Source organism: Peribacillus sp. P4_D6, assembly GCF_056401795.1.
This window is the reverse complement of record NZ_JBFUIQ010000026.1, coordinates 1-20,391: the sequence shown is the minus strand read 5'-3', so window position 1 is coordinate 20,391 and position 20,391 is coordinate 1. Positions and strand designations below refer to the sequence as shown.

Below are 20,391 nucleotides of genomic sequence, written 5' to 3'. Positions count from 1 at the left end.
GTAAAGTTAATGACGGTTACCTTTTTTATGAAATGCATATGGTTCGATGTGTACGATCACATGCTGGATATTATATTCCTTCAAAAGATTTTCTTCGATTCTAACTGTAATATCATGACCTTGAATGACGGTCAAAAGAGGGTTGACATGAACGGTAGTTTCGAGCAGGATTTCACTTCCGTGCATCCGTGCTTTAATTTCACTCATGTCTTTAACACCCTCTGTCAATATAATCGTTTGTCCGATCTTTTGCAGGAGCTGCTCGTCGAAACCATCGGTTAAAGAGATGGACGCATCACGAAAGATATCCCAGGCCGTTTTGCATATGATGACCCCAACGACTGCTGCAGCTATCGCATCCAGCCAAGGGATTCCCAACTTAGTACCGATGATTCCAATGAAAGCACCAACACTGACAAGGGCATCGGAACGATTATCCTGAGCAACGGCATAGATGGAAGAGCTGTTGATTTTTTTACTTAATGTAAGGTTATAACGGTAGATTCCGTACATGAAGATTGCAGAGAATAGAGCGACATAACCGGTCAGCATACTGGGTACGGTTGTTGAATCTTGGTGAAAGAAGGATTCAATGGCACTGTATACAACCTGAAGGCCCACAGTGATCATGATGAAGGCAGCTACCAATGACGCTACGGTTTCCGCCCGTAAATGACCATATGAATGATTATCATCAGGAGGTCTCTTTGAAATTTTCAAACCAATCAAAACGGCTATGGAAGCGATGATGTCGGTCGTATTATTTAAACCATCAGCCCAAAGCCCTTTAGAATCACCGAAATAACCAAATGACAATTTAAGAGCAGACAAGAATATGTAAGCGGCAATGCTTATGTAGGCGCCTTTTTCAGCTGATATCGAATGTTTATCCATGTCCATTCCCTCCCCAATGTAAATTAGGCTTAATAAAATCAAACCTTAGTGAGTCTATAGAAAAATTGTCGTATTCTAACTTGGTTATCAGCAGGTGTATTGAAAGTCTGTAAAGAAGTTGGATAAACGAAATGATATTTACATGGTAAAAAGGTGAGTTTCGATGACATGTACAGTTTTTCTTTAATTGGCATTTAAAGAAACTAATAGATATTCTAACCGATGATCGAAAATTAAATACTTCCACAAGGGGAGCCTAAAGGCTGGGAGTGAACGGTTCTGGTTCAGCCATTTTGAACCTGATAGTCAGCACTGAAGCAGGATGTGGTTTTGGGCAGCAATTAGCAACCCGTTATTCGGCTGCTCCGAATGTAATACTGAAAAAATCCTATTAACAAAAAGGCCGGATTCTATATGAATCCGGCCTTTTTCGGAGAATGTATGACTCGAACCATTCAGGTAGAAACCGCTCATTCTTCATTTTGCAATGAATACCGAACATGGTGCGTTTTTCGCAATGGAACTACTTGTACTGCCAAGGAAGAATTTTTCCAAACCGCTTTTATCGCTATTGCCGACAACGATAAGATCAGCTGAAGTTCTCGCTGCAAAGTCACATACGCTATCTGGCGCATATCCTTCCAATAGTTCAAATTTTCCCGTCACTTGACATTCACTTAATAATCTCAACGTATTACTTTCTGCGTTTTGAATACTATTCTCGAGGGCGGAGGGGGTGTCATTTACCTTTTGATTTCTTGGCTGGTCAACTTCAACAACAGGATGTGTCTGGACTGGATCCACATAAAATCCGGCGGAGGGCACGAACCCCGGCGCGGAGGCGTTACCCATGATACGCTGTTCAACCTTATCATTTAGGACATGAACTACGGTCAACTCAGCTTTTGGAAAGGCCTTTTTCAATGTTGCTCCATATTCGACGGCCCGTTTACTTTCTTCATTTCCATCAAAAGCGACGACAATATGTTTTAAGTCTTTCATTACTATCATCTCTCCCCTGTATAAGACCTTAATAGTGTTATACCCGCTTTTAAATGGCTTCACGCCTTTAATCGGTATATAGATTGCCTTTTACGGGTAAAGGATAGATACGAGCATAGTTAAAATGGTAGGATGAAAATGGTCCTTCAGTTAATTGGAATACTCAGACGATGAAGGGATATCATCGGTAAGGATGCCGATTCACGTGTAAAGTGCTACAAGAAAAGAGCGCCTTTTATTCAATCGACGAGTTTTCTTTAACAAAAAGGGTAAAATATTTTTAATGAAACATGTCGCAGATGGAAAAATGGGGGTACAAATGAGAGGGTTAGTGAAATTAGGTCTAATTATAATATTGGCGATTGTGGTTTTAGGCGCCGGTTCACTATTGTATTTCAGGCAGGGTGCTGATATAAGTCATCTTGAAAATAGTCTTCAGCAACCGACAGGGATCTATGATCTGGATGGGAATCTAGCCAGTACGATCACGGCAAATAAATCCGAGGGCGTCTCGATAGATGAAATACCGGAACATATGAAACAAGCGGTGGTTTCCATTGAGGATCACCGTTTTTATGAACATCACGGCATAGATTATCAAGGGATCATGAGGGCTTTGGTTAAAAATGCGAAGGCTGGAAGTGTTGTTGAAGGCGGGAGCACGCTCACCCAGCAGCTTGTGAAAATCACGATGCTGGAATCAGATCGAACACTGAAGAGGAAGATAGAAGAGTTTTTTCTAGCCCAGGAAGTTGAAAATAAATATACAAAAGATGAAATCCTGGAAATGTATTTGAATCAAGTTTATTTTGGCCATGGGGCATGGGGAATCAAAAAGGCTGCAAATATTTATTTTTCCAAAGAGGTCTCTGAATTGACCGTTGCCGAGGCAGCTTTGCTGGCGGGAGTCATTAACTTGCCATCCAAACTTGATCCATACAAGAATTTGGACGGTGCAGTGAAGCGGCGTGATTTGGTTCTTTCGCGAATGGCGGAACATGGTTATTTGACGAAAGATGAAGAAGCGGCCGCAAAAAAAGATTCGGTGACACTGCTTATGGGGGAGAAGGAAACCGATCCATTAAGAGGTAAGTATCCTTATTATGTCGATCATGTTTTATCGGAAGCATCGAGTAAATATGGAATTAAGCTTGAGGAGCTGCTTTCAAAGGGGTATAAAATTTACACGACCCTGGACCAGTCCATGCAGCAGGCTACAGAAAGCGTGTATGAGAATTCAGCCAATTTTCCGGTTGGAACGAGTACAGAGGAACTGGTTCAAAGCGGGTCTGTCCTTCTTGATCCTGAAACAGGCGGCATAAAAGCACTTGTCGGCGGGAGGGGTGAACACCAATTCATGGGATATAACCGAGCAACCCAACTGACAAGGTCTCCTGGTTCATCCATTAAACCGCTTGTCGTTTACACGCCGGCTGTTGAAGAGGGATATGATATCACTGACCCTTTAAAGGATGAAAAAATGAGCTTCGGTGAATATGAGCCAACAAACCTGAGTGGTCAATATAAAGGAGAAGTCCCCATGTATGAAGCGGTGATGAATTCCTTGAATGTACCGACGGTTTGGCTATTGAATGAGATTGGAATCGATAGGGGGCTTGATTCACTTAAGCGGTTTGGGATTCCATATGACAAGGATGATCGAAACCTGTCTATCGCTTTAGGAGGGATGAAAAAAGGTGTGTCCCCGCTGCAGATGGCAGGAGCCTTTTCTGCTTTCGCCAACGAAGGGGAACGGATGGAAACCCACGCCATTGTAAGGATAGAAAATGCCGATGGAAAAGAGGTTGCCGCCTGGAAAGAGAAAAGCACCAAAGTGACCTCTGTAGGCGCCGTCGACAAAATGAATGCCATGCTGCTTGGAACAGTGGAATATGGCACAGCGAAAAACGCGGCTGTTTCCGGTTATGAAATAGCAGGTAAAACAGGATCTACACAAGTTCCCATCGAAGGAGTATCAGGGGTTAAAGATCAATGGTTCATCGGTTATTCACCTTCGCTGGTCGGTGCTGTTTGGGCGGGATATGATAAGACGGACGCAAAACATTATCTAACGACACACAGCAGTCAGGGAAGTGCAATCATCTTTCAAAAAATAATGTCGAAAGCCTTACAGAATCAAGCTGCTCAATCTTTTAAAGCTCAAGATATCGGTCCGCTTATAGCAGAACAACAGGCACTTATAGCTGAGCAACAGGAGAAGGAAGAAGAGGAGAAGAAGAGACAATATTGGATTGACAAAGGAAATGAAATACGAGAAGGCTTGAATAAATGGAGGGACTGGGAGGTTCCGTGGTGATTCCCAGGTCCGGGAGCATGATCAAGCCTTTCTAAATCAAATCAACAAAAAAAGACTGTCAATCATTGACAGTCTTTCATCATTCTTAAAAAATGAGATTTGCTATTATGCCGATTACGACGATTGCGCCTATCACCATTAAAATGGTTCTCATATAATTACACCCTCTTCAACGTAGTTGGAATCATTTAAATATTTACGGTTTGGTTCGATTGGAAACGAAATGCACTTTCATCATTTTCTTTACAAATAGCCTGTACTTTTTCAAGCATGGCGTGTACATTCTCGCCTTCAAGTATGACTTTCATCGTTGCGCACTCTTGAAGAATGAGCACGAAGGATACGAAAGTCGAAAGTTTCTTGGCATCGACCAATTTATGGTTGCAGATAAAATATATATTCCCTTTAAATTCTTTTGTAACTTGATATAGGTTCATGATTTGTCGCATGGATAATCTTTTATTTGTTTGAATGTCAGAAGAAATCACTTTATTCATGTCGTTTACTCCTTTTGTTTTTATACTTTTGGAAAAGCATAATCAAGATGTCAATTCAGCTACAACGTTTAAAATGAACAAGTATGTTTTGGACTTTTTTTATGTAATTGTTAGCGGGTCATGTTGTATATTTACCCGCGTGAAAGATTTTGAAACCTATTTGAAAATTTCAATTTTTGGAGGGGGAATGAACAATGCTCACACTTATTAAAAATGGGGAGCTTTATGGACCGGAATATATGGGCCAAAAAGATATCCTCTTGGTTGGAAAGCAAATTGGCTTCATTGAGGACCAGATTGATGTACCTGCCAATTTCGTTGAAATGAAAGTGATTGATGCGAGTGGTCAAATTGTGGCTCCGGGTTTTATAGATGCCCACGTACATATTATCGGCGGAGGCGGGGAAGGGGGTTTTAAAACGAGGACACCTGAAATCCAATTAACAGATGCCACTTTAGCCGGTATAACGACTTTGGTAGGGGTCATCGGCACAGATGGTACGACAAGGACGATGCCTGCACTGCTCGCTAAAGCGAGAGCGCTTGAAGAAGAAGGAATTAGCTGCTTCGTTCAGACTGGTTCGTATCAAGTTCCAGTCAAGACGTTAACCGGCAAGATCGAGGATGATTTGATTCTTGTGGATAAAATTATCGGTGTTGGCGAAATAGCCATTGCCGATCATCGTTCTTCGCAGCCGACTGCAGCCGAACTCGCTAAACTGGCCTCTCAGGCACGTAATGGAGGTCTGTTATCCGGGAAAAGCGGTATCGTCAATATTCATGTCGGCGACAGTCTAGATCATTTGCACGTAATTGAAGAAGTTGTCGAGACAACGGAAATTCCGATCACTCAGTTCTACCCTACACATATAAACCGAAATCCGCATTTATTCAATGCAGGGGTGGAATATGCAAAAAAAGGGGGGTATATAGATTTTACGACAAGTACAATCCAGAAATTCCTTGAAGAAGGCGAGGTCAAAGCAAGTACAGCAATTAAAATGGCACTAGAAGAAGGCGTTGAAATCGGGCAGATCACCATAACTTCAGATGGGCAAGCCAGCCTGCCTGACTTCGATGGAAGCGGTAACCTGCGCGGTTTGAACATTGGTACATGCATGTCGTTATATGATTGTGTTGTCGATGCGGTCCTCGAGGATGGAGTGGCAATTGCCGATGCCCTACGAGTTGTGACGGAAAACCCGGCAAACATTTTAAAGCTTTCTGCAAAGGGAAAGCTTTCGGTAGGTAAGGACGCCGATATCATCCTGATGAATCAACGAACTTTAGAAATAAATAGTGTTATCGCAATGGGGCAGATGATGGTCAAAGATGGCCATGCTGTCGTTAAAGGAACATTTGAAAAATAGACCTTTTCTACCTTTGGGTGCAATTCCCGTTGCGGGTCCTACCCCATCCTGAAATGCAAAAAGGGTAACATTGATCTAATTTCGGATTTCTGAAAGAGGGTATGTGTAATGATTTCAACTTCATGCACTCGCTTTCCGCAGGGTCTCCCTTGACGCGCTTTTCCTGCAGGCAGGAGTCTCTTACCTTCCGTTCCAATCAACTTTGTAGATAGAGCACTTTTGTTTACAAACTAGATAATAATTGTTTGCCGACAGCTTTTTTGTGGGTTTGTGAAATGGGAACGTTGATTTCCACTCCAGGCACTCGCTTTCCGCGGGCGGGCGGGAGCCTCCTCGGCGCGCCTGCGGGGTCTCCCATGCCACGCTTTTCCCGCAGGAGTCTCGCGCCTTCCGTTCCAATCAACTTTGTGTTATTGAAAAAACTGCAGGTTCGTCTATTCCGAACCAAGTTTTAGACTAGTTTATCCTTCATGTTTTTCCCTGAACTCCTTAATGGATGGAAGAAATATGCGACACTCCTGCCGAAAAACTGGCTAGCCGGGACCCCGCAGACGCTTGCGTCGAGGAGGCTTGGCAGACAGTCGGCGGAAAGGGAGCGGATTTCTGAAATCAACTGTCTGTTGAAAAAACGTAGGCAACTGATTTCTTGGAGTTTTTATACAGGCTAAGACCCATATATTATATAATGGGTCTTTTTTGTGCTGGATTTTTTTTGATGAAGGTTCTAAATCTGTCGGGAGCATATCACATTTTGAAGGGAATCATTATGAAATTCCCCACTAAAGGTTCTCATTTTCAAAATGAAGGCGAAGTATCAGAAAACATCTTCTAAATAAAGGTAATATGTAAAAAATTCATTCTATTTAACATATTATTAAAAACATGGATGTATTATCCTTTTATATAAGAAATGTAGTTTATGAAACAGCATTTAATCACAGACAGAAAGACCAATAAAAACATTTTGACTGTTCAAAACCTAGGTAAGTTTGCGAAACAAATCTATCTTAAGGGGAGAAATGAAATGGAAAAGACGGGAAACCCAATAATGAAAGCGCATTCAAGCGGAGTTGAGCCGGAAATGTTTCGTGTATTGACTCCTGATGGGGAAATAATTGAAGCGATTGATGGAAAAATCGATAAATCACTTATGTTAAAGATGTATGAGAGCATGCTCCTGCTCAGAACATTTGACCGAAAATCAATAAATCTCCAGCGCCAAGGCAGGATTGGGACTTATGCACCTTTCGAAGGGCAGGAAGCGTCCCAAGCAGGAAGCGCTTTAGCATTGTCGGCAGGGGACTGGATGTTTCCCACATACCGTGATCATGGAGCGGCAATCATTCATGGACAGGAATTATACCGTGTTTTCCTATACTGGATGGCGCATTTTGATGGTTCGATTTGTCCAGAAGGAAAAAGGATATTGCCTCCAAGTGTTCCAATTGCCACTCAAATGGTTCATGCAGTTGGAACGGCTTGGGCAAGTAAGCTTAAAGGCGAAAAGAATGTTAGCATCGCCTATTTTGGCGATGGTGCGACTTCTGAAGGGGACTTTCATGAAGCACTGAATTTTGCCGGCGTTTATAAAACCCCGACAATCTTTTTCTGCCAAAATAATGGCTACGCAATCAGTGTCCCTTTTGAAAAGCAATCGGCATCAAAAACAATATCCCAGCGTGCTGCTGCTTATGACATCCATGGGGTGCGGGTGGATGGAAATGATATTTTTGCCGTATGGATGACTGTAAAGGAGGCTGTCGAAAGAGCGCTTAAAGGGGAAGGGCCTACATTAATCGAAGCCGTTACCTTTCGCTATGGCGCCCATACTACTGCAGACAATCCGAACATATATCGCGATCAGGACGAAATTTCAACGTTCTGGAAGGAAAACCGCGATCCTATTACACGCCTTAGAAAGTATTTGAATAAAGAGGGTCATTGGAATGAAGAGCAGGAAGAATTGGTGTTAAAGCAATTCAACGAACTGATCGATGCTCACCTTAAAAGGGCCGAAGCGTATCCGAAATCCGACCCGCTCGAAATGTTTAACCATGTATATGCTGAGGAGACATGGCATCTTAAGGAACAGAAGCAGGAATTGAACCAAATCTTAAGGAAAGGCGGGAGGCAATGATGGGCAAAAATTTAACGATGCTCCAGGCTATTACGGAAGCGCTGGACCAAATGCTGGATCATGATGATCGCGTGATGATCTTGGGTGAGGATATTGGTGTGAATGGCGGGGTTTTTCGAGCGACGGAAGGACTTTATGAGAAGTATGGAAAAGATCGAGTTGTGGATACGCCATTAGCTGAATCCGGAATCATCGGCTCTGCCATTGGTTTGGCTCTTAACGGAATGCTGCCCATAGTGGAGATCCAGTTTCTCGCCTTTATTTATCCGGGGTTCGAGCAGCTCATTTCCCATGCTGCCCGTATGAGGTATCGTACTCGTGGGCAATTTGGGGTGCCCCTCGTAATCCGTACGCCATATGGTGCCGGAATCAGGGGTCCTGAACTTCATTCCGAAAGTGTCGAAACCTTCTTTGCCCATACTCCGGGTTTAAAGGTGGTTGCACCCAGTAATCCATATGACGCAAAAGGGCTGCTCATTTCAGCGCTCGAAGATCCAGATCCAGTGATTTTTTTGGAACCGACTAAATTGTATCGGGCCTTCAAGGAAGAAGTTCCCGATGAAATGTACCGAATACCAATCGGTCAGGCAAAAGTGGTCCAGGAGGGAAGCGACCTGACCATTTTTGCATGGGGGGCCATGTTAAGGGAGGCATTGAATGCCGCGAAAAAGATTGAAGCAGAAAAAGGCTGGAAGTGTGAAGTGGTCGATCTTAGAACTTTATACCCTTTAGATAGGGATGCGATCGTGCAATCCATTAAAAAGACAGGTCGTGCATTGATCGTCCATGAAGCCCATAAGACGGCCGGATTAGGTGCGGAAATTATCTCCATCATTAATGATGAAGCTCTTATTTACCTGAAAGCGCCGATTAAGCGTGTAACAGGATTTGATGTACCGGTTCCGCCGTTTACAATAGAAGATCATTATTTACCGACTGTTGACCGTGTAAAACAAGGAATTGTCGATACGTTATCATTTTAATTGATTTAGGGAGAAAGAGAAGGAGGATGACGCATGATGGAATTTAAACTTCCTGATGTAGGGGAAGGGATGCATGAAGGGGAAATTATCCAATGGCTCATCAAAGAAGGGGATGCGGTAAAACAGGACCAACCCATTGTTGAGGTGCAAACGGATAAAGTCAATGCGGAATTGACAGCCCCGGCAGCGGGAGTGGTCAAGAAAATATTTTTTTCCGTTGGGGATATCGTGGAAGTGGGAACCACTATATTCACAATTCAGGAAGAGAACGATGTGCCAGTTCCGGATACAAACATTAGTGAAGAAGAAAACCAAGTCGGGCAATCCGGTGATGTAAAAGTAAATGCGGAGCATATTACGACTAAACAGCACCATCAGGCAGTGCGTGCGTTGGCAACCCCATTCGTGCGTCAAATGGCCAGGGAAATGAAGATTGATATCGAGAAGGTTAAAGGTTCCGGTCCGGCTGGGCGAATTACCGAAAGTGACCTGAAGCAGTTTAAAGAAAATGATTCGATTACACGGGAAGATGCCAAACAGCATGATGACAAGACTGGTCAAGAGATGGCGCCGATGATGGATGCCGTACTGGCAAATGGTTTGGAAAATGAGCGGGAAGAGCGGATTCCGCTTAAAGGCATTCGTAAAAAAATCGCTGAACATATGGTAAAGTCCGTTTCGACCATTCCTCATGTAACGCATGTAGATGAATTGGAAATGGACCGATTGAAGGAATTTAAAAGTCAATTAAAGGAGTACTCGGATGATAAGGATATAAAATTGACTTTTTTGCCGTTTTTCGTTAAAGCCATTGTCATCGCTTTAAAGGAGTTCAAAACATTAAATGCTTCAATTGATGAAAGAACCAATGAAATCATCCTGAAAAATTATTATCATATTGGGATTGCGACGAATACAAAAGAGGGTCTCATTGTTCCTGTGATCAAACATGCCGATCAAAAAACCATTTTCCAACTGGCTGATGAAATCAGGCAATTGGCAACCCAAGCCCGTGAAGGGAAGTTGAGTATAAACCAAATCACAGGCAGTACATTTACCATCAGCAATGTAGGACCGATCGGAGGGATGCACGCTACCCCGATCATTAACTATCCGGAAGCTGCCATATTAGCTTTGCATAAAATGGAACATCGCATGGTCGTTCGCGATTTGGAAGGTGTTATCCGTTTAATGATGAATATGTCTCTTTCTTTCGATCATCGTTTGATTGATGGGGTAACAGCGGTGCACTTTACCAATAAAATCAAGGAATTGCTGGAAAATCCAATTCGTTTAGTTGTGGAGATGAGATAAATGGTAGTAGGGGAAGTTGCTGTTGAGACGGATGTTGTCATCATGGGAGGAGGTCCGGGAGGATATGCTGCGGCTATCCGTCTCGGCCAGTTAGGTAAATCTGTCGTGCTGGTTGAAAAGGATAAGTTGGGCGGGGTCTGCCTTAATCGGGGCTGTATACCTTCAAAAGCATTGATTCACGCAGCTGATCAATACCATGGGCTTAACGATTTAGGGAAAATGGGAATCCGGCTGCCTCAGGAAAGAACCACTATGGACTTGGGGGTTTGGCAGGATTGGAAAGGGGGCATCACATCCCAGTTGGGGCATGGTATTGCCCATTTGTGTAAGGAAAACGGAGTGACGGTGGTTAAAGGCCAAGCAACTTTTTTATCTGATGACCGCATTGGAGTTGAAACCGGTGGCGATTTTGAAACCTACAAGTTTGAACAGGCAATTATTGCGACAGGGTCCAGGCCTTTCATTCCATCCTTCATAAAAGTCGATGGAGAATATATATTGGATTCAACATCATCTTTGCAGCTGAATGAAGTTCCAGCGAGCTTGTCGATCATTGGCGGAGGATATATTGGAATCGAGCTGGGTATGGCATTTGCAAAGTTAGGGACTAAAGTGACCATCATTGAGATGGCCAATCGCATACTCCCTCAAGTTGCTGAAAACCTGGTAAAGGACGTCACCCGGAATGCCAAGAAGCTTGGGATCAATATCAAAACATCCTCGAGGGTAGAGAAAGCGAGTGTAGTGGATGGTCAAGTGCATCTTCTTGTTTCCTCGGAAGAACAGGGTGCGGAAGCGGTCGTGAGCGAAAAGACCCTGGTTACAATTGGAAGGATTCCTAACACGGAAGAAATTGGCCTGAATCGGGCTGGAGTGACGGTTGGTGAGAAAGGCCATATAGCAGTGGATATGGAATGCCGTACAAATGTGCCGCACATCTTTGCCATCGGTGATACTACGCCTGGTCCGGCACTTGCCCATCGAGCGTCCAAACAGGGAATCGTGGCAGCTGAAGTGATAGCGGGGCTGCCAAGTGCCGTTGACTCGCCTTATGTTCCCTATGTAATCTTCTCGGAACCACAAATAGCTGGTGTTGGTTTAAGCCGTGAAGAAGCTGAACAACAGGGATACAGCGTAAAGGTTGGCAAATTTCCGTTCAGTGCCAACGGAAGGGCGCTTGCAACGAATGAAACGGAGGGGTTTGCAGAAGTCATCGTGGATGCCAATAGTCATATATTGCTTGGAATGCATATGGTAGGTGCTGATGCTTCCAACCTTATAGGTGAAGGGGTCCTTGCCCTTGAGCTGGCGGCTCGGGTCGAAGATATAGCCCTCAGCATGCATCCTCATCCGACCTTGACCGAGGGGTGGCTGGAAGCGGCTGAAGCAGTTTTGGGACATGCAATTCACATCGTAAATAAATAGGAAAAGGTAAATTCATGGGGATTACCAATGTAGTCCCCGATTAGAATGTTTTATCTTCTATCAGTAAATTCACTCCATTTGGAATTATGTCCCGGCGTTTGATCAAACAGGGGCCGTATTGGCCTGCAATGATTCCCTCTTGTAAAACCATCGGCATATTGATATCATTTTTACTTTGGGGAAGTATAGAGTTTTCAATAAGGCTTTGGATCCTTCCACTCCTAAACCATAACGGTTGATGAGATAACAAATCTATTCGCCATTCAACGATTAAATGGGTTTAATTTATACGAGAAAATTATGGAATGAAGGAGGCAAATGTAATGGAGTCAAATGGTGGGTCATTGCAAAAGAAATTATTGCCGAGGCATATTAGCATGATGGCAATGGGAGGGGCAATAGGTACTGGAATTTTTAAAGGAAGTGCCGAAACCATATCGTTAGCAGGGCCAGGAGTCATATTCACTTATATTTTTGCAGGATTGTTATTGCTAGTAGTCATGGGTGCCATAGCGGAAATGGCAATTGTCTATCCAAATACGAATATGAAAGGCTTCGTTCAGAAAGCATTCGGTAAGCGCCTTTCCTTCATCGTAGGCTGGATGTATTGTTTCATGTGGCTGTCCGTTTGTGTCATTGAGGTAGTGGTGGCAGGAAGCTTTTTGCAGTATTGGCTCCCGGCAATCCCGCTATGGATATTAAGTTTAGGGTGTGCGGCCTTCATCATTGGGATTAACATGATGAATGTCAAAAATTATGGTGAATTCGAATTTTGGTTTGCCGGCATTAAAATTACAATGATCATCTTATTCATCATATTGGGAGCCTGTATTTTATTTGGTGTGATCCCAAGCGGCGGATCTAATTATCTGCAAAACTTCACAGGGCATGGAGGATTTTTCCCGAATGGGTGGATGTCCATCTTTTCGGCATTACTGATCGTCATGTTCTCCTATGGCGGTTCCGAGTTAATAGGGGTGACGGTAACGGAAGCAAAGGATGCAGAACGCATTTTACCTAAGGTCATTAAAAACTATATTTGGAGAGTTGTATTATTCTTCACCTTACCGATACTTGTAATCTGCGGTTTGATTCCGTGGAATGAAATTGGCGACCAGGCAAGTCCGTTTGTACAGGTTTTGTCAATGTCAGGTTTTCAGGGATCTGCACATATCATGAATTTCATTTTGATTACGGCCGTTTTATCTGCCGCTAACTCTGGAATATATGGGTGTACCCGAATGCTGCATTCTTTAGCTGCAGAAGGGGAAGCTCCCAAGTCGTTCTCTTATGTATCAAAAAATGGCGTTCCCTTGTACAGTTTGCTATTAAGTGCAGGTGTATTGGTCGTCGGCTCCATGATTACTTTCGTTGCACAGGACAAGGCATTTACTCTATTAATGGCGTTTCCGGGTTTTGTAGTATCACTTGTATGGATCAGCATCTGTTTAGCGCAGCTTAAACTTCGCAATTCATATCCCAAAGCTCCCAGTTTTAAATTGTGGGGATTTCCATATATAACCTTGTTCACCGTAATCACGTTAAGCATCATTTGTGTCACGTTCGTATTCAGTGATCAGAATCGAATCAGTATCATTACTTGCCTGATTGTGTTGGCTGCCTTAATCTTGATTTCAATTTTTAAATTTAAAAGAGTGAACAAACAGGAAACACCTATAATAGAAAAAAATATCGCTAAATAAATCAACATAAAAGATACGACATGGGCAAAGGCGTCCATGTCGTGTCTTTCATTACTGATCACTGATATTCTGCAACTTCATTTCGATTGGTCATCTCCAGATTTTTTCTTGATTATATGTTGTAAGGATGCTATGAATCTCTCGTTCTCAAGCGGAGTGCCGATTGTCACGCGGATGGTATTTTCATAGCCTAGCAAATGACCTGAACGGATGATGACACCCTGAATTAATAACTTCTCAAAAATGTCCTTGCCAGGCTGGTTCAATTTAACCATCAAGAAGTTGGCATGTGAAGGGAAGAATGTCAAACCCATCTTGCTTAGTTCATTTTCTAAATATCTTCTTTCTTCCTCATTCTTACGAACACAATTCTCAACAAATGGTTGGTCGTCGAGGGATGCGAATGCCGCAGCCTGTGCCAAACGATTGGTATTGAAGGGTTCCTTCACTTTAACTAGCTCTTGTATGATGGAAGCATCCATTAAACCGTATCCGATCCTTAAAGCAGCCAGTCCATAAATCTTTGAAAAAGTGCGTAAGATAACCAGATTTGAATGCATATTGAGAAGCGGTAAGGTTTCTAAATATTCTGCATCATCGACATATTCATAGTATGCTTCATCAACGATCAGTAAAATATGCTTCGGCACCTTCTCGATGAAAGAGCGTAACTTTTCTTTTTGAACGATCGTTCCTGTCGGATTATTGGGATTACAGACGAATATCATTCTCGTTTTTTCTGTTATGGCTTCATACATACCCTGAAGGTCATGTACACCATTGGTAAGAGGAATCTTTACAGGTGTGCCGCCGTCAATCAATACATTCGTTTCATAGCGTGGAAATGTCACATCAGCCATGATGACTTCATCATTTTGTTGGATATAGGTTCGTGTCAACAAACGTATCACTTCATCAGATCCATTGCCCAAAATGATATAATCTTTATTGATATTCAAGTTTCTTGCCAGTTTTTCAGCTAATGCAGGCGCCATGCCTTCAGGATAAAAGGAGGTTTGCTCCATTTCGTTAAGCATGGCTTCTTTTGCTAGAGGTGAGTAACCGAATGGGTTCTCATTGGATGCCAATTTAACGATCGTTTCAAGACCAAGTTCACGTTGCACTTCTTCAATTGGTTTGCCGGAAACATATGGGCTAATGCTTTCGATGTTTTGTCGAACCGGGATTTTCGTAAAGGTCAATGCAGGTTCCTCCCTTTGGTAAAGTTCTGAATTTTCTTTTTCTATTTGATTATTTTAATGATAGAATATTAACTGTTAAAATTACATACAAAAAAGAACGTATTTTTCGCTATCCATACAACATTTTAAAGAAATATATGCTTATATTCCTTCATTATGAAAGGCGGTTGCTTCATGGATGAAATAGATGTCAGTTTACTGGAACTTTTACAAAAAGATGGACGCATTACGATTAGTGAACTATCGAAGAAATTGGCTCTCAGTCGACCTAGCATCTCTGAACGAATGTACCGCCTGCAAGAAAAGGGGATCATTGAGGGGTTCAGCGCCAGGGTTTCCCCTTTGGCAATAGGAAGGGGTGTACTTGTGTTCATTCAGGTGAGTGAACTTAAGGTTCCTGTTTCCGATTTTGAGCAATTAGTGAAAAATGATTTAGACATTATCGAGTGCCACCGTGTAACAGGAACAGTTGGATATTTTTTGAAAGCGGCTTTAGCTGATATGGACAGCATGAGATTACTGATAGATCGATTAATACCCTATGGACATCTGAATACATCTGTGGTTTTGACATCCCCGGTACCTTCCCGCTCCATTCTTCCAAGGATCAATGAAATGGAGGATCATGGTGCGAAATCCTAGGCGGTCATTCAACTGATGCTGGTAAAGGGGTTCGGTACCGTTCAAACTAATGAAGGGTAGAATGTAGGTTTTTTACAGAAAGGAACGAGGCGGAAGGCCTGTTCCTTTTTTGTGTTATTTTAAATCCATCAAAGCCCCGAAATATTGCTGGGCGGTTGTAAAACAAATGAATGCCAATAGTTCAGAAATCTCTTCATCACTGAACACTTCCTTCAATACTTGGAAAAACTTTTCCTCCGTTTTTTCACGTTGCAAGAGAAATACTTCCGCAAAGGCAATTGCATAGCTTTCTTTCATATCTTCCGGCTTTAGCGGAGTCCCTTTTGCCTGACAGTATGAGCAGCCATTACCGTATGCCAGCACCCTTCTGACGTTTTCCTTCAATTTCTCCGAAAGTTTCCCATCTGCAGATATGCAATCTGAGAGGTCCGACCATTTATGCGAAATCTCTTCAGAATGAAATAATCTTTGAAATGGACTGGAGCCCTGTGATGATTTTTTTATTCTTGTCATGAACATCTCTCCTTTGAGATAATCCTAATATAAAAATCCAGGAATTTTAATTCCATTTGTAAAGAAATGTGGTTTAATAATGAACAAATGTAAAGAGAAGAAGGGAAATAATTTAAAAATGAAAATAGATGAGAAAGACCAGAGCATCCTTGCCGAATTAACGTTAAATAGCCGAATCTCCATGAGGGAATTGGCAAAGAAAGTAAACCTCTCGGCCCCCACCGTTGCCGATCGGATTCGGCAAATGGAGTCGTTCGGGATCATTAAAGGGTATGTTGCCGAGATTGATCATAAAAAGATCGGTTTTCCAATTGAGTGTATCGTGGAAGCTACGATAAAAAATGGGGAATATGAGAAATTCAAAAAGTATATCTCCAAGGTGCCGAATGTTGACTTTTGTTATCGCATTGCCGGGCAGGCTTGCTTTATGCTGAAAATCCATACTCGGAGCCTTGAAGAAGTGGAGGAATTCATCAATCGGACCATTCCTTTTGCAGCAACGGTTACCCATGTGATCCTTTCACAGGTGGAGCCGGAACAGGAATGAGTATTTTTATAGTGGAAGAAAAAGAGATCCCGATCATTTTGATTGGTTCTAGAATTAAAGGATAAAATCACGTGTCCATAAAGATATGACATATGTTTGCAGCGCCAGGTGTTTTTTTGCAATCAATGCTTTCGGTGATTCAAGAAAGAATAAGCTAATGGAATAAGGGGTACATGTAATAATGGATAATAATCTGAAAAGGTGGGGTGAGTATCATGGAAGGAACCGACGACTACAAACCTGAACTGGCCAGGGAAGCAGTAAATGTGATTGAAAATGTAGCAGGAACACATCCTGGTTATCGTCGTGTGCATGCAAGGGGATATGTTTATGAGGGGGTTTTTACCCCAAACGGAAAAGCGTCCCCATTAACGGTGGCTTCGCATCTTCAGGATGAAGCCGTGCCGGTGATCATTCGGTTTTCAAATAGCTCACCGATTCCAAGCCATCCTGATGCCATTTCCCCTGTAAAGGGCATGGCAGTCAAGTTTCATTTGCCGAATGGAAAGGTGTCAGATCTTATTACTGTGACCATTCCGTTATTCTTTGCGAAAACACCGCAAGCGTTTGTTGATATTGCTGGCTTTTTCCAATCTGTAAAGGAAGGTTTCCCCAATCTGAAAGAGCTTGCAAAAATCCTGTGGAAATACCCTGAAAGCAAGGCAAGCTTGCAAATGCTTAAAGAAATGCGTTCTCCAGCCAGTTTTTCAACGTGCCAATATTACTCTATTCACGCATTCTATTTCATTAACAAGGAAGGAAAGCGGCAGGCAATCAAGTATGAGTGGGTGCCAGATGCCGGCCTTAGTATGTTAGAAAAAGGGGAGGTTGCCGAGCATTCACCGGAGTATCTGGATGAAGAAATGGAAAAGAGGCTTAAAGAAGGACCGGTGGGCTTTAAATTGAACATCCAAATAGGAGGGGAAAATGACCCGACTGACGATCCGACTATTGCTTGGTCGGAAGATAAACAGGTAATCACGATAGGGCATTTAACGATTTCCAAAAAATCGGAAGTGTGTAAAGATACTTTATTGTTTGATCCAACCAATATTCCTGAAGGAATCGAGTGCTCGGAAGACCGGATTTTGCATTTTCGCCATAGTGCGTATGCCGTTTCATATGAACGTCGGATAAATAACCAATGAATCAAATCAAGAAAAGCCCCCTATTCCAAAGGGATTCCCTTGAATGTAGACAAACTCGATGAAAATCGAGTTTGTCTATTTTTATGGCTTGTACAATTTGGACGTTGATTGGAACGTAGGGCACTCGCTTTTCCGCGGGCGGTCGGCCCTCGGCTTTCGCCTGCGGGTTCTCCCCTAGACGGGCTTTTCTAAGCAGGAGTCTCATACACCCGCTCCAATTAACTGTGTCTTACCTTTTAGGTAGACCACTTTTCCCTAGAGTCATTTTTGTTTTAAAATAGAAGTATTAAAACCTTGATGAGGATGCTTTCTAAACATGATTCTATTCAGCGAGATCAACTTGAAATGATTACTCTAGATCAACTGGTGCCAGCGCAACTTAGTTCTTAAAATGGAGCCTGCCATTGACTTCTCTTTCATTTATGATTTGGAGGCATGTATTCAAAGGTAGAAGGCCCAAGTATTGATTCAGTTATATTAGTTAAACTGACTTTCATTCAATATGGCTTCGGAATTCGTTCAATGCGTAAAACAATTGAAGATGTTGAAACAAATATGGCTTACCGTTGGTTCTTAGGCTATGGTTTCCAGTGCCTCCTACTCCACGTTCGGGATGAGACCAATCTGAATCCCGTTTTAAGTGAGTTACATTTTTCCGGATCTGAAAATAGTGTAGAGCATGAGTAAGAACATCAGGGTTGCAACGACAAAACCAATTTCGATAACCGGTATCTTCCAAAGGATCAAGGTTTCCCCGCCTATTGCAGAACCGATAATGAGACCGACCATGATTATGCTGAATGCAAGCAGGATGATACTGAACGACAGCCGGTTCGAGATTTGATCAAGCTTATGTAAAAAAACTTGAAGTTCGGGGATGTTGATATCGAGCCGCAATTTCCCTTTTTTAATGATACCTGTCACTTCCCTGATATCCTTGGGCAGTTCGGCAATGGCTTCAGCAGACTCGATGAATTGATTCCAGGCGTTCTTCGCAATGTTTTTTGGGTTGTAGCGTTCTTTAAAAAGCCTTTCCCCAAAAGGTTCAGCTGCCTTCATGATGCTGAAATTCGGATCTAATCCTTCGACAATGGCCTCCATGGTAAGCAAAGCCTTGCCGAGCATCGTGAATTCGGGTGGGATTTGGACCTGGTGACGATTGGCAACCGTGAACAGGTCATTGACTGCTCCGCCTAAGCTGATTTGGCTCAATGGGATATCATAATATTTATTTCGCAGTTCATCAATATCCCCCCTTAATGGGGCCATATCGATTTCGTCCGTCAAGAGACCCATATCTGAAAGCGTCTTGATCAATCCATTGGTGCTTCCGCGTTTCAGATTGATGACAAGCGAGGCGAACTGATATTTCGTTTCTTCCTCAAGACGTCCCACCATTCCAAAATCCATGAGTGCGACGACATTCCCAGGCAATATGATGATATTGCCTGGGTGGGGATCACCGTGGTAAAAGCCATCGATCAATATTTGATGAAGCATGGAGTTCGCTAATCTTTCCGCGATTTGCCGGCGATCATAACCTTCATCATCAAGCTGTTTATAATGATTGATCTTAATTCCCTGAATGAAATCCATTGTCAGGACCCTTTTTGTGGAAAACTCCCAATGAATCCTTGGTACCTTAAACCCTTGATCATCGATGAATTGCTTGGCTATTCTTTCCCCGTTTCGACCCTCGGAGTTATAATCAAGTTCTGCGCGGAGTGATTTAGCGAATTCATCAATCATTTTTCTGATTTGGTAGCGTCTTGCCCAAGATATGCGTGCTTCCATAAGTCTTGCCAAATCATCGAGAATTTCCAAATCCGTTTCCACAGTCGGAAGAATATCTGGCCGCTGCACTTTGATTGCTACGACTTCCAGTGATGGAAGCCGAGCTGTATGGACCTGTCCAATCGAAGCGGTTGCCAGTGGGGTTTCATTAAATTCAAGGAAAATGTTTTCCAAAGAATCACCCAATTCGGCCTCGACAATTTTACGGACCCTATCAAATGGAAAGGGGGTGACCTGGTCCTGTAACTTTTCAAGCTCGCGGACGATTTCTTCAGGTACGAAATCACGCCTCGTACTTGCAATCTGCCCAAGTTTAATGAATGTAGGTCCCAAGCTTTGTAATATCGTATGCAGCCGCTCTCCGATTGAGCGGAGGTTCAGGTTTTCATCGGGTTGGAGTTTCGATCCCGCTTTACTCTCGGATAATCCCAGGCGATAGATGAAGTAACCAAACCCATTTTTCAAAAAGGCATTAATGATTTCTTGGTAACGATGTGCGTGTTTCAGTCGCTTGCGAAACATTCAAGTACCTCCTGTCACGGTTGTAAGTTTTGGTTCTGTTTCTCCAAAATTACGATGCGGCGCTCCAATTCCTCGACTTCTTCTTTAGTTGCCAAGTTTAGGCCATTGAGCGCTTGATTGACTTTGGCCTTGACGGAATCGTCCAGCTGCTTTTGGGCTTGCTCCCCTTTTTCGACCCATTGCTTAATAAGGATCTTGGAGTCTTCTTTGCTGATATCGCCTTTTTTGACAAGAGAGTCCACCGCTTTTTCAATTTGCTCTTTTGTAGCAGCGGCTGCACCTAATCCTAAAGAAAACACATTTTTTAATAAGTCCATTTTTACATTCCTCCAATATAAATTTTTACACTGTAAGAAAGATAATAGCGGATGCCTTTCACTC

The 20,391-nt window shown here is 42.8% G+C and carries 17 protein-coding genes and 1 pseudogene; 11 read left to right on the top strand and 7 right to left on the bottom strand.

Features of this window, described 5'->3' with window-relative positions; genetic code table 11:
* Positions 1-6 precede the first annotated feature (6 nt).
* Positions 7-894, bottom strand: a complete 888-nt coding sequence (locus tag AC1DVB_RS10930) for a cation diffusion facilitator family transporter (protein ID WP_095678222.1) — start codon at positions 892-894, stop codon at positions 7-9.
* Positions 895-1,371: 477 nt separating this feature from the next.
* Positions 1,372-1,896 carry a universal stress protein gene (locus AC1DVB_RS10925; protein WP_057275747.1) on the bottom strand — a complete coding sequence of 175 codons (525 nt, stop codon included), beginning with the start codon at positions 1,894-1,896 and terminating at the stop codon, positions 1,372-1,374.
* Positions 1,897-2,215: 319 nt separating this feature from the next.
* On the opposite strand from AC1DVB_RS10925, the gene AC1DVB_RS10920 reads away from it, so the two are divergent.
* The gene (locus AC1DVB_RS10920; RefSeq protein WP_318269785.1) at positions 2,216-4,213 is read left to right on the top strand and encodes a transglycosylase domain-containing protein; all 1,998 of its coding nucleotides are present in this window, start codon (positions 2,216-2,218) and stop codon (positions 4,211-4,213) included.
* Between the two features lie 188 nt (positions 4,214-4,401).
* Here the strand turns inward: AC1DVB_RS10920 and AC1DVB_RS10915 are convergent, their stop codons facing one another.
* On the bottom strand, positions 4,402-4,710 hold the full coding sequence (locus AC1DVB_RS10915; RefSeq protein ID WP_034314818.1) for a hypothetical protein: 309 nt from the start codon (positions 4,708-4,710) through the stop codon (positions 4,402-4,404).
* A gap of 194 nt (positions 4,711-4,904) precedes the next feature.
* Between AC1DVB_RS10915 and iadA the strand changes: the two genes are divergently transcribed.
* The 6 genes from iadA (at position 4,905) to AC1DVB_RS10885 (ending at position 13,642) form a co-directional block, all read left to right on the top strand.
* Positions 4,905-6,080, top strand: coding sequence for a beta-aspartyl-peptidase (iadA, locus tag AC1DVB_RS10910; RefSeq protein ID WP_098865913.1), 1,176 nt, complete (start codon positions 4,905-4,907; stop codon positions 6,078-6,080).
* Positions 6,081-7,104: 1,024 nt separating this feature from the next.
* The gene (gene pdhA, locus AC1DVB_RS10905) at positions 7,105-8,217 is read left to right on the top strand and encodes a pyruvate dehydrogenase (acetyl-transferring) E1 component subunit alpha (protein ID WP_477589233.1); all 1,113 of its coding nucleotides are present in this window, start codon (positions 7,105-7,107) and stop codon (positions 8,215-8,217) included.
* Positions 8,217-9,200, top strand: a complete 984-nt coding sequence (locus AC1DVB_RS10900; RefSeq protein ID WP_477589231.1) for an alpha-ketoacid dehydrogenase subunit beta — start codon at positions 8,217-8,219, stop codon at positions 9,198-9,200. Before pdhA ends, AC1DVB_RS10900 begins: the two co-directional genes overlap by 1 nt.
* Before the next feature lie 33 nt (positions 9,201-9,233).
* The gene (locus AC1DVB_RS10895; protein ID WP_477589229.1) at positions 9,234-10,514 is read left to right on the top strand and encodes a dihydrolipoamide acetyltransferase family protein; all 1,281 of its coding nucleotides are present in this window, start codon (positions 9,234-9,236) and stop codon (positions 10,512-10,514) included.
* Positions 10,515-11,939 carry a dihydrolipoyl dehydrogenase gene (gene lpdA / locus AC1DVB_RS10890; RefSeq protein WP_095678220.1) on the top strand — a complete coding sequence of 475 codons (1,425 nt, stop codon included), beginning with the start codon at positions 10,515-10,517 and terminating at the stop codon, positions 11,937-11,939.
* A gap of 323 nt (positions 11,940-12,262) precedes the next feature.
* On the top strand, positions 12,263-13,642 hold the full coding sequence (locus tag AC1DVB_RS10885; protein WP_095678219.1) for an amino acid permease: 1,380 nt from the start codon (positions 12,263-12,265) through the stop codon (positions 13,640-13,642).
* Positions 13,643-13,719: 77 nt separating this feature from the next.
* Here the strand turns inward: AC1DVB_RS10885 and hisC are convergent, their stop codons facing one another.
* On the bottom strand, positions 13,720-14,844 hold the full coding sequence (gene hisC / locus AC1DVB_RS10880; protein ID WP_477589226.1) for a histidinol-phosphate transaminase: 1,125 nt from the start codon (positions 14,842-14,844) through the stop codon (positions 13,720-13,722).
* Positions 14,845-15,018: 174 nt separating this feature from the next.
* Between hisC and AC1DVB_RS10875 the strand changes: the two genes are divergently transcribed.
* Positions 15,019-15,486 (top strand): Lrp/AsnC family transcriptional regulator, encoded by a 468-nt coding sequence (locus tag AC1DVB_RS10875; RefSeq protein WP_034314805.1) that lies wholly within the window; start codon positions 15,019-15,021, stop codon positions 15,484-15,486.
* Between the two features lie 114 nt (positions 15,487-15,600).
* Here AC1DVB_RS10875 and AC1DVB_RS10870 read toward each other — a convergent pair whose 3' ends face one another.
* Complete coding sequence (locus AC1DVB_RS10870) at positions 15,601-15,999, bottom strand: carboxymuconolactone decarboxylase family protein (protein WP_057275758.1); 399 nt, start codon at positions 15,997-15,999, stop codon at positions 15,601-15,603.
* A gap of 118 nt (positions 16,000-16,117) precedes the next feature.
* On the opposite strand from AC1DVB_RS10870, the gene AC1DVB_RS10865 reads away from it, so the two are divergent.
* The 3 genes and pseudogenes from AC1DVB_RS10865 to AC1DVB_RS10855 all read left to right on the top strand — a co-directional run.
* Positions 16,118-16,546: an Lrp/AsnC family transcriptional regulator gene (locus tag AC1DVB_RS10865; RefSeq protein ID WP_057275759.1), complete on the top strand. Its 429-nt coding sequence runs from the start codon at positions 16,118-16,120 to the stop codon at positions 16,544-16,546.
* A gap of 215 nt (positions 16,547-16,761) precedes the next feature.
* On the top strand, positions 16,762-17,694 hold the full coding sequence (locus AC1DVB_RS10860) for a catalase family peroxidase (protein WP_230135081.1): 933 nt from the start codon (positions 16,762-16,764) through the stop codon (positions 17,692-17,694).
* 303 nt (positions 17,695-17,997) lie between these two features.
* Positions 17,998-18,300 (top strand): annotated as a pseudogene (locus AC1DVB_RS10855) (transposase); the annotation flags it as partial.
* A gap of 39 nt (positions 18,301-18,339) precedes the next feature.
* Here the strand turns inward: AC1DVB_RS10855 and AC1DVB_RS10850 are convergent.
* Together AC1DVB_RS10850 and AC1DVB_RS10845 are read right to left on the bottom strand one after the other, a co-directional pair.
* A complete protein-coding gene (locus AC1DVB_RS10850; RefSeq protein WP_063577144.1) occupies positions 18,340-20,010 on the bottom strand; it encodes an ABC1 kinase family protein in 1,671 nt (556 codons plus the stop codon).
* Between the two features lie 14 nt (positions 20,011-20,024).
* Positions 20,025-20,327, bottom strand: a complete 303-nt coding sequence (locus AC1DVB_RS10845) for a phasin family protein (RefSeq protein WP_098187558.1) — start codon at positions 20,325-20,327, stop codon at positions 20,025-20,027.
* Between the last annotated feature and the right edge of the window lie 64 nt (positions 20,328-20,391).

Bases quoted from the DNA above. Each gene is read 5' to 3' on its own strand.
- AC1DVB_RS10930 (WP_095678222.1), bottom strand. From the start codon at position 894: ATGGATAAACATTCGATATCAGCTGAAAAAGGCGCCTACATAAGCATT.
- AC1DVB_RS10925 (WP_057275747.1), bottom strand. From the start codon at position 1,896: ATGAAAGACTTAAAACATATTGTCGTCGCTTTTGATGGAAATGAAGAA.
- AC1DVB_RS10920 (WP_318269785.1), top strand. From the start codon at position 2,216: ATGAGAGGGTTAGTGAAATTAGGTCTAATTATAATATTGGCGATTGTG.
- AC1DVB_RS10915 (WP_034314818.1), bottom strand. From the start codon at position 4,710: ATGAATAAAGTGATTTCTTCTGACATTCAAACAAATAAAAGATTATCC.
- iadA (WP_098865913.1), top strand. From the start codon at position 4,905: ATGCTCACACTTATTAAAAATGGGGAGCTTTATGGACCGGAATATATG.
- pdhA (WP_477589233.1), top strand. From the start codon at position 7,105: ATGGAAAAGACGGGAAACCCAATAATGAAAGCGCATTCAAGCGGAGTT.
- AC1DVB_RS10900 (WP_477589231.1), top strand. From the start codon at position 8,217: ATGGGCAAAAATTTAACGATGCTCCAGGCTATTACGGAAGCGCTGGAC.
- AC1DVB_RS10895 (WP_477589229.1), top strand. From the start codon at position 9,234: ATGATGGAATTTAAACTTCCTGATGTAGGGGAAGGGATGCATGAAGGG.
- lpdA (WP_095678220.1), top strand. From the start codon at position 10,515: ATGGTAGTAGGGGAAGTTGCTGTTGAGACGGATGTTGTCATCATGGGA.
- AC1DVB_RS10885 (WP_095678219.1), top strand. From the start codon at position 12,263: ATGGAGTCAAATGGTGGGTCATTGCAAAAGAAATTATTGCCGAGGCAT.
- AC1DVB_RS10875 (WP_034314805.1), top strand. From the start codon at position 15,019: ATGGATGAAATAGATGTCAGTTTACTGGAACTTTTACAAAAAGATGGA.
- AC1DVB_RS10870 (WP_057275758.1), bottom strand. From the start codon at position 15,999: ATGACAAGAATAAAAAAATCATCACAGGGCTCCAGTCCATTTCAAAGA.
- AC1DVB_RS10865 (WP_057275759.1), top strand. From the start codon at position 16,118: ATGAAAATAGATGAGAAAGACCAGAGCATCCTTGCCGAATTAACGTTA.
- AC1DVB_RS10860 (WP_230135081.1), top strand. From the start codon at position 16,762: ATGGAAGGAACCGACGACTACAAACCTGAACTGGCCAGGGAAGCAGTA.
- AC1DVB_RS10850 (WP_063577144.1), bottom strand. From the start codon at position 20,010: ATGTTTCGCAAGCGACTGAAACACGCACATCGTTACCAAGAAATCATT.
- AC1DVB_RS10845 (WP_098187558.1), bottom strand. From the start codon at position 20,327: ATGGACTTATTAAAAAATGTGTTTTCTTTAGGATTAGGTGCAGCCGCT.